We start from the raw sequence: 8,727 nt of genomic DNA on the forward strand, positions 1-8,727 counted from the left end.
TAACTATTTGTATACCATAAAGATAACTATTATTAATAACATGGAAAAGACTTAATATAGAGAAAGTTGAAACTTTTTTCAAAAAACAGAAAGGGCTGCGCCAAATGGAATTTTGACACAGCCCCCTTCCTTTTGTCTTTTTGCTCCCTTTTATTCCGGCATATCCGGTATGTTTTGTGACTCTTTGCTAATTCCGATAATCTTTTGATTGACCTTGGCGTTTTCGAATAGCTCTTTGATCTTATCGTTAAGCTCCTCGGCTGCTGCTTTTAGTCTATCATCACCATTGTCCAATGGATTTGCACCGAAATCGTTGATAAAAATAAGCGTTCTTCTGATATGATTTTCGCTTACTTTCGTTCGCTCGTGGTCACTTGTAGGAGTAGCGAATGGACCATTTTCATCTATGTAGGTTGGCAGTCCTTCAACATTAAGTTTCCCTCGTCCTATTCCTTCAAAGTCATCCTCGGCTTCACCGCGTTTTAATGTAATTTGATTACCAATCTTATCGTAGTCGAATACACCTATCGAATAACCTGTAGCAATAGATATATAATTTCCGAGGTCCACCAGTGGATTGATAAAGTATAACCCTTTCCCTTGTACAAGACGTCTGCACAATTGTTCGCTTGCGGGTCTGTATCTATTGGGATCTTTACCTAAAGCTTTATACGCATCACGAGTAGATAGGACTGCAGCTCTTTGTTTGATACTTGCCGTGTCAAACTCTTCTCTTAATTTATTCTCGGCATATACGAGCAATGCCTCTACTTTTTTTGATATTGCCGGATGTGGAAGAGTTGCAACCGTTACGGCAACTCTGAATTTGGGGCATCTTGATACAAAGCTGTCGGCAAAACTAAGTTGTTTCATTTCGGTCAATCCTCCCACTCAATTTCTATTAGATCATCTTCGTCATCTTCCCAATCGTCATCACTTTCGTCAGCTTTTATTGGCTGAACATCCTCCTCTTCATCCCATGTGATTTTACTTAGGTCAAGGTCTTGATGAGCAATATCATCCGGCTCGTGAAGACTCTCCTTGCTAAGCTCTGTCCATAGGATATCTTTGAGTTTGTCTAAGTTTTTGTGAGCCACGGCTGAGATAAATATGGTCGGAATATCTTTTGGAAGCTCTCCCTTGAGCATCTCCTGCAGTTCTTCATCTATCAAGTCACTTTTCGTAATTGCCAACACTCTATGCTTATTGGCAAGAGAAGGATTGTATTTGATTAGCTCATTGAGAAGTGTTTGATACTCTTCCCCGATATGTTCGGTATCTGCCGGTATCATAAATAGTAGAAGAGCGTTGCGTTCGATATGTCGAAGAAATTCAAGGCCAAGGCCTTTCCCTTCTGCAGCTCCCTCTATGATGCCTGGAATATCCGCCATGACAAATGATTTGTTGTCTCTATATGGAACAATACCCAGACTTGGCTCTAATGTAGTAAAAGGGTAGTTGGCTATCTTTGGCTTGGCTGTGGTAAGTACAGAGATAAGTGTAGATTTACCAACATTGGGAAGACCTACCAGTCCGACATCAGCCAGCATCTTAAGTTGGATAATAATTGTAAGCTCTTGAGAGGGTTCTCCGGGCTGTGCATATCGTGGAGCTTGGTTGGTAGCACTTTTGAAAAATGTATTTCCTTTGCCACCTTTACCACCCGAAAGAAGACAAATCTCTTGGCCATCTTCTCTTAGGTCTGCTATGTATGCACCTGTTTCTGCATTGTATATCACACTCCCTACCGGCACTTCAATCCATTTATCCTCTCCATCGGCACCCGTACATTTGTTGGCACCTCCTGGAGTTCCATTGGTGGCAAGAATATGTCGATCATATCGTAAGTGCAGAAGAGTCCAGTAATTGCGGTTTGCACGTATGTATATGTGTCCTCCTCTTCCTCCATCGCCTCCATCAGGGCCTCCTTTGGGGATATATTTTTCGCGTCTAAAGTGTCTGGATCCACGTCCACCCTTCCCGGATCGACAATAGATCTTTACGTAGTCAACAAAATTACTTGATCTTGCCATATTTATGTTATCCTTATTATAAGAGAAGCAATTGTCGTTGCTTCCTTCTGTTTATGCTACAAAGATACCTAAAGTAGCGGTTTCATTCTAAAAACTCGCTTTCAAAAGCTGAGAGGTCGTTTGAAATAAATCTCTTTCAAGTGTCTAATGACCTTTTGGATTCAAACCTTCTCCGGATAAATCCAACAATTTCTTAAAACTTTATGTCAAAGTATCAAGATACAAAAGAGGCGATGATCACAACTTATATGTCTGATACATCGCCTCTTAATATAATATGTCAATTATTGGCTGTGCCAACAATCTATTTTATTGATCTAATGAATCAATATGTTCGAAAAGACGCTGAGCAATCTCTTCAACGGTACCGGTACCTTTGATAGCACGGTGTTTGCCATGCTTTTTGTAATATTCGGCTAATGGAGCTGTCTGATTTTCGTAGACCTTGAGCCTCTTTTGAATAGTCTCAAGATTGTCGTCACTACGGCCACTTTGCTTGCCACGATTGAGAAGTCGCTCAATCAAGGTCTCTGTCGGTACTTGCAAATCCAACACTAAATGGACCTCAGTGCCATGTTTGTCAAGCATTTCGCATAGAGACTCAGCTTGTGGTACAGTGCGTGGAAAGCCATCGAAGATAATACCTTTGGTATCCTTATGCTGTTCGATGACATGCTCAATCATCCCGACGATAGTCTCATCAGGGACAAGCTTTCCTTCGTCAATATACTCCTTGGCTATCTTGCCAAGCTCGGTTCCTTTCATAATATCGGCTCGAAGCATATCTCCGGTGGAAATATGAATGAAGCCGTAGCGATTGATTAACTCTTCGCTCTGAGTCCCTTTGCCGGAACCCGGAGCTCCGAAAATAACAACGTTGGTCATGATAATTTGATTTTATAAATATCGTTGTACATGCGTCCGTAGTCATCATAATCGAGTCCGTGTCCAACAATGAAATCATTCGCTATACTGATACCGACATAGTCAGCTTCTACAGGGCATTTGCGTGCTGCAGGCTTGTCGAGCATAGTTGCAATCAGCACTTCTTTGGCACCAAGGTCATAAAAATGCTTTTTAACGTGCATCATCGTAAAACCGGAGTCGATCAGATCTTCCAAAATGACCACTATACGACCTTCAAGAGATTGTGTGACAGGCATAACCTCTTTGAGCTTATAGGTCGATTCGGTACCACTATAGCTGGAGTAGCGTGCAAAAGCAACTTCATAAAACTCATCCAATTGTTGCATAAGGTCCGATGCAAACATAAAGGATCCATTCATAATACAAACGAACAAAGGATCTTTATCCTTAAGGTCGGCATTCATCTTTTTTGCCATCTCCTTTACTGCGTTTTGTATTGTCTCAGCACTAATATATTCTTCGAAGACTTTGTCTTTAATTTTAATCTCCTTCATACCCTTTATTTTTTTAAGAATGAACAGCAAAGGTACTAAAATACCTTATTATTTGCCACAGCAACGACCTCTATGCAAATTCTTAACAAGGCAGGTAGAATCTATCAGTTCCAGCTCTTATAAGTGGTTGTTTTCAAAAACGGAATGTTGCTCCAATTGAAGCGTAAGTAATACCATATCCAAGCTCTGCATAGCCGGCAACAGTGGGTGAGAAATAATATCTAACACCTATAAAACCGCTATAAGCAAAACCGGTATTGTCGTCTGTATCCTTTCTACCATCTATTCTGCCCGAGGTATTGTCAATGTCGTAGCCCAACATCAATCCGGCATAAGTATCCAGAAGTGGTACGAACTCATAGTGGAAAGTTCCCCTTGCGCCTAAAATGAAGTGAGAGCGATCGACATGGTTGCCATTAAATTTATACCTTGATGCAGCAAAGGCTGTGTAACCTCCGACACCTATTGATGCATTGTTGTTGATAAAACCACTTGCGACGCAGTATTCGTAGGCTGCTGAAATGGGTGGTACAAGCATCTTATAACCATCCGAGTAAATCGTTCCTCCAATTCCTAAACCAACATTAAGCGTCTGATATCCTTTGGCAAAAGTTGATTGTTGAGCATTTGCTATATGGATAGAAAATGCTAATAATGAGATGATTGTAATAAGGATCTTCTTCATTGTTCTTTAATATTTCCTTAGTATTTGACTTATCTGAGTACTCAGAGTTATTTACATTCTTAGCGAAGATACCAAAAAAAAGATTTATCGATGCTTTTTGAAAAATATATTTCATTAAGATAAATCCAACCAACTTCTAATAATCCATATATAATATGTATAACCTTTGATTACATCTCTTACTACCTAATCCATATCATGACAGATATATAAATGGCCTATTGTAGGTATCGGAAGTATTCAGATGTGTCTATACATTTGCGTCAAAGCAATTTACTAAAGCAGTCAGCCTTGTATCAAGAAGCAAATCAACAGGCTTTTCTGCTATAAACTTATTTTACATAAAAGAATTATGAAAAAGATTGGAATTTATTTTGGATCATCTACAGACACCACTACCGACATTGCTAACCGTATTGCCCAAAAGCTGGGACTTGCAGGAGATGATGTATACAATGTAAGTGATGCCGATCCTGCATCTGCTGCTCAATATGAGATGCTTCTTTTGGGAAGTTCTACTTGGGGTTGTGGAGACTTGCAGGATGATTGGGAAGATTTTTTGCCCAAACTTAAGACTATGGATCTTTCCGGTAAGGAGATTGCTCTTTTTGGATGCGGTGATTCTGGCTGTTATAGCGATACATTTTGTGATGCTTTGGCCACTATCAAAGAGGAGTTGTCCTCTACCGGAGCAAGTTTTGTCGGACAGATGAGTCCGGATGGTTACACTTATGATGCTACTCGTTGCGAAGAAGATGGCAAACTGATAGGTTGTCTAATCGATGAAGCTAACGAGTCAGATGAAACTGATGATCGAATAGATACTTGGCTTTCTTCTTTTTCGCATTGATGTTTATAATTCTCTCTGATTATACTGTTTCAAATCAGTCTGTGTGTTCGGGGCTTTTTCCCCGAGCACACTATTTACTAAATATTCTCATTCAATAGTTATGCAATCGCTTTCAGTAGACTTCAAGGTTTTTCTTCATCATATCTATGAATATCAAAAAGGTGTACGCAAGATGGTGTTGTGTACCTTGTCCCGCAAAGAGATTACAGAGGCCGAAAAACGACTTTCCCATGTTGGAATAGCACATTTTAGCAGGCAGGTAAAAGGTGGTAGCAGAGCCAATCTTTTCTTTGGAGATCAAGACTGCCTTAGGGCTTTAGATCTGTTTCTGGGCGACAGACCTCTCAACAATCTTACACCTGAAGAAGATTTTATTGTTGGAGCAATGCTTGGTTACGATATAGGAGTTCAATGTAGAAGGTATTGCAAAACAAAGCAGTTGGAAAGCCAAATAAAAATAAATGTAGCTTAAGTAATATAAGTACAATAAGCATTTACTATATTCCTATTTACTTAGAATGTATAATTGATAATTTGTTATTAAAGAGCCAATGAATATATAACTTTACAAACTGATTTAGAGTAATTGAAATAAAAGCAGATTAACGATGGATCAAATCCAAAGTTAATCTGCTTTTACTATATATGATTAGTCGCGTTATCTAATCCTAATAGATTTATTAGGCCTCAACCTATTTGGGCGAATCCCGGGGTTAAGTCGTTTGAGCTTACTAACACTGGTACCATTGCGCTGAGCAATCTCCGAAAGGGTATCGCCTTTTTTGATACGGTATGTTTGGACTCTGCCTGAAGCAACATTTCTACGATTTCGAGACTTTCCGCGTTTCGAAAATTTCTTTACTGAGCCGTTAGATGATGCAGCAAATCGACCACCTCTCATATTTGCACTCTTGCTAAAATGGAAATAGTCATCCATCGGAACGCCCGCAACCAAATCGAAGAGGTGGGCCGGATTAAGAGCTACTCCCATAAAGCGACATTCGAAATGAAGATGAGGACCCGTGCTTCTTCCTGTGCTTCCACCCAGACCCAAAACTTCTCCGGCTTCGACGATATCTCCTTCATTGGCAATGCGCTTGCTCATATGACCATAGATGGTCTCAAGTCCATTTGGATGTCTTACAATAATATAATTACCGTAGCCACCGCCTTCATAGCTGCTGACACGTACTCGACCGGGAAAAGCAGATACAATCGTATCTCCGGTATTCAAAGCAATGTCTGTACCATAGTGCATCCTTCTGAAACGTGCACGATAGCCAAAATTTGATGTGATACGACGGCTCTTTATCGGCATCACGAAACCACTACAATCTATATTATATGATTCGGGGATTAGGTCTGAACTACAAGGTCTTACAAAATCACCCCAACTATTTTCTCCATACAATTCTACAGCCGGATCCAAAAGTTGATCCTTGTGTGAGCGATATTCTGCTTGCGAATTTCTACGGCTACTTTTTTCTTTTTTACCTCGGGATGTGTAATCAAGGCGGTCTGCTACGAGATTTCTAACCGAATCTCTTCGGATTACAGGGGTGCTCTGCGCTCCATTCCAAGTCGCTGTGCGACGAGTTGATTCCTGCTTTGAACGCTGGCGTTGTTTTGTGCTAACTCTACTTGTTTTGTGCTTTTTTCTAGATACTCCAAAGTCATTTGCTCGTGCTGCGCTGGTTGAAATTGTTATAAAGCACAACGAACTGCACAACGCGACTGCCAATTGTTTTATCATACCAATTAATTTTAAGTTAGAATTAATGCTATTCTAACCTACTTATGCCTCACGTAGGGGCATAAGTAGATCCTCAAGCACTTCTTTACCGCAACAAAGGTAAGTTTTTTTCTAACAAATCCAAATCAATAATTCCCTTTATTGTTATCTGGTTTGTGACAAATGTAATGTATATTGATTTTTATGTGTCAATATGTTTGTTGTTGGTTGCTTTTACACGCTTTCCGTGACACTCTGATTATTTCTTTCGATTCCTTAAGCATTATATTCTGTTTGGATTATCAAACCAACAGGTTCTTTTTATTCATTTAAAGAGAGGAGCATTATAGCATGCAAACTCTTCTTCTTAATTGAATCCGGCTCTTTATAAAACGAATTATTTTGACACTATGTATATAATGTACGCGCGCGAGAGAGTATCTTGCTGTAAGTGTTGTTCGGTTTTTATAGATTAAGTTCAAGTATTTACTCTTCGGTATGGTTTTTATTGAGCAATGAGAGCGATTATATGATAATAAATGCGACTGTGCTTTGCTCTAATCAGCCTCATATAAGCTAAATAATGTAAATTTACCCTCACCAGTTTTACCACTTAAATCAGCCTTTTTTTTGAACTGAAAGAGATTTATTCTTGACAGAGCCAAAGAGCAATGGTACGAAACCGTCCTATATCAATGTTAATATATGTATACGCTATATTTTATGGACAAGACAGTGGCATAAAAACGCACTTTGGGCCGCCTTTTTAGGAAGGTCGCGCGAGAAGCAATCCATCCTCGCGCGACCTTGAGGGTAACCTCGTGCGAGGTTGCACTTGAAGCAGCGCGACTTCGCATGTCAAGGTCGCGCGAGAACGGATTGAAAGTCGCGCGAGAACAGATTGCCTCTTGCGCGAGCTTATTTGTTAAAATAGCGCATAAAAAAGCCCGTTTCGTACTATAAAACGGGCAAAGTGGGTAAGAAGGTCGGAGACCCCTAACCCCGAAAGTTGTGATTTTGAAGTTGAATGAGGATGGATTGAGCCGCTTTTTGAGCATCTGTCAAGATAACGGTATTTAACAAATATACCCCTCTAAAGACGAACTTCCCGGTCCATCGAAAGAGAGCATTCTTGAGATTATGTTTGACGGTTATGAAGCCGTTGATTTGACTCTCCATGACAAGACATATCTTACCCTCTTGGCGGAATAGCTCGCCAAGCGATACGAAAATCAAAAGTATGGTAAGTAATATGCTTATCTCCATGGTTCTATATTCAATGAGTGACTAAGATACAAAAAAGGAATCTCTTTATCAATAACCCCTTACCGGTAGACCAACATAAGGATGAAGCCCTAAAGCCTATATGTCCACTTGCATTGCCACATATATAATGTACGCGCGCAAGGAGCTGTGCCGAGTGATCCATTTTCAGGAAGCCATCCTCCATCGCAATCCCTTAGGTACCCCAAGAGCTCTCCCAACATCGAACCCCCGGGACACTGTCGATATGATAAAGAAAGAGTGGGAGAGCCCCATAGACCACCGAAACCCACTCCACCTCTCCTTCCGCGACCACTCCCTTTTCCCCCTTAAAATGGCTATTCACGCCCGATTTCTGTTTTGTTCCCGAGAACAAGAAAAAATATTTTCCACGCATAACCGACAAGGATAAAGGCAGTTAAGCCCCAATTCCCGAGTCATTCACAAAACTTTTTTGTCAAAACATTTGGAAGGGAAGGGATAAATGCTCTATCTTTGCACTCGCAATCAAACGGAAGGGGTTATTCCCGAAGGCACAAAACGATGCCTGAAACGTTTGAAGCGATCTTTGAAAGTATTCATAAGCAAAACGAAAGTGTAGTACAGGGAAGAAATTAAAAAACTTCCGTCAAATACGAGATACACGAAGTGATCATAACGAGCGCACAAACAGGAAAAAACGAAAACAAATAACTAACAATGGAGAGTTTGATCCTGGCTCAGGATGAACGCTAGCGATAGGC

9 protein-coding genes are annotated in these 8,727 nt (G+C 40.3%); 2 read left to right on the forward strand and 7 right to left on the reverse strand.

From position 1 onward, the window contains the following. Positions 1-150 precede the first annotated feature (150 nt). The 5 genes from ACFO3G_RS04675 to ACFO3G_RS04695 all read right to left on the reverse strand — a co-directional run bounded on the left by ACFO3G_RS04675 (position 151) and on the right by ACFO3G_RS04695 (position 4,139). Positions 151-873, reverse strand: a complete 723-nt coding sequence (locus tag ACFO3G_RS04675; RefSeq protein ID WP_380078437.1) for a B3/B4 domain-containing protein — start codon at positions 871-873, stop codon at positions 151-153. A 5-nt stretch (positions 874-878) separates the two neighbouring features. Next, on the reverse strand, positions 879-2,033 hold the full coding sequence (gene obgE, locus ACFO3G_RS04680; protein ID WP_380078439.1) for a GTPase ObgE: 1,155 nt from the start codon (positions 2,031-2,033) through the stop codon (positions 879-881). Between the two features lie 309 nt (positions 2,034-2,342). Further along, a complete protein-coding gene (locus ACFO3G_RS04685; protein ID WP_380078441.1) occupies positions 2,343-2,918 on the reverse strand; it encodes an adenylate kinase in 576 nt (191 codons plus the stop codon). Beyond that, entirely contained in the window at positions 2,915-3,454 is a 540-nt protein-coding gene (locus tag ACFO3G_RS04690; RefSeq protein WP_380078443.1) for a phosphoribosyltransferase, read from the reverse strand. Before ACFO3G_RS04690 ends, ACFO3G_RS04685 begins: the two co-directional genes overlap by 4 nt. Before the next feature lie 133 nt (positions 3,455-3,587). After that, complete coding sequence (locus tag ACFO3G_RS04695; RefSeq protein ID WP_380078445.1) at positions 3,588-4,139, reverse strand: hypothetical protein; 552 nt, start codon at positions 4,137-4,139, stop codon at positions 3,588-3,590. A gap of 352 nt (positions 4,140-4,491) precedes the next feature. Here ACFO3G_RS04695 and ACFO3G_RS04700 point away from each other — a divergent pair, with 352 nt between their 5' ends. Beyond that, the gene (locus ACFO3G_RS04700) at positions 4,492-4,989 is read left to right on the forward strand and encodes a flavodoxin (RefSeq protein ID WP_380078447.1); all 498 of its coding nucleotides are present in this window, start codon (positions 4,492-4,494) and stop codon (positions 4,987-4,989) included. Between the two features lie 100 nt (positions 4,990-5,089). Beyond that, positions 5,090-5,461, forward strand: a complete 372-nt coding sequence (locus ACFO3G_RS04705; protein WP_380078449.1) for a DUF2023 family protein — start codon at positions 5,090-5,092, stop codon at positions 5,459-5,461. A gap of 186 nt (positions 5,462-5,647) precedes the next feature. Here the strand turns inward: ACFO3G_RS04705 and ACFO3G_RS04710 are convergent, their stop codons facing one another. Both ACFO3G_RS04710 and ACFO3G_RS04715 read right to left on the reverse strand, forming a co-directional pair. Beyond that, positions 5,648-6,742, reverse strand: coding sequence for a peptidoglycan DD-metalloendopeptidase family protein (locus ACFO3G_RS04710; RefSeq protein WP_380078451.1), 1,095 nt, complete (start codon positions 6,740-6,742; stop codon positions 5,648-5,650). 975 nt (positions 6,743-7,717) lie between these two features. Continuing rightward, positions 7,718-7,987: a hypothetical protein gene (locus ACFO3G_RS04715; RefSeq protein ID WP_380078453.1), complete on the reverse strand. Its 270-nt coding sequence runs from the start codon at positions 7,985-7,987 to the stop codon at positions 7,718-7,720. Between the last annotated feature and the right edge of the window lie 740 nt (positions 7,988-8,727).

Origin of the sequence: Falsiporphyromonas endometrii (assembly GCF_042654485.1) — a bacterium.
In the GTDB taxonomy this organism is placed as follows: Bacteria; Bacteroidota; Bacteroidia; order Bacteroidales; family Porphyromonadaceae; genus Porphyromonas; species Porphyromonas endometrii.